At 33.5% G+C, this 257-nt stretch carries 1 protein-coding gene; it reads right to left on the bottom strand.

Annotation, left to right across the window (positions count from 1 at the left end):
• Window positions 1–106: 106 nt before the first annotated feature.
• Window positions 107–256, bottom strand: a complete 150-nt coding sequence (locus SB764_RS42195; RefSeq protein ID WP_410867064.1) for a helix-turn-helix domain-containing protein — start codon at window positions 254–256, stop codon at window positions 107–109.
• Between the last annotated feature and the right edge of the window lies 1 nt (window position 257).

Genomic DNA, 257 nt, shown 5'->3' with positions numbered 1-257 from the left:
ATCCTGATTTGTACTCCATACAAATGCAGGGTCTGTGCCTGAAAGATAGAACAGATCAGAAAGCTTACAATCGTGACAACTTTTTTTAAGTTCATAGAGGATTCCTTTAATTTATTTTAAATTTCTTCGGAGATTTTCCGGTGATCTGAGTGAATTTTCTGTAAAAATATTCCAAAGTATTGAATCCGGATTCAAAGCATATATTTTTAATACCAATTTCCGGATTGGTGATCAGTAGCTGTTTAGCATGTTCTATC

The sequence above is a fragment of the Paraburkholderia sp. SIMBA_027 genome (genome assembly GCF_046535315.1).
In the GTDB taxonomy this organism is placed as follows: domain Bacteria; phylum Pseudomonadota; class Gammaproteobacteria; order Burkholderiales; family Burkholderiaceae; genus Paraburkholderia; species Paraburkholderia tropica.
The sequence above is the reverse complement of the archived record's forward strand: the minus strand, read 5'-3'. Positions and strand labels throughout refer to the sequence as shown.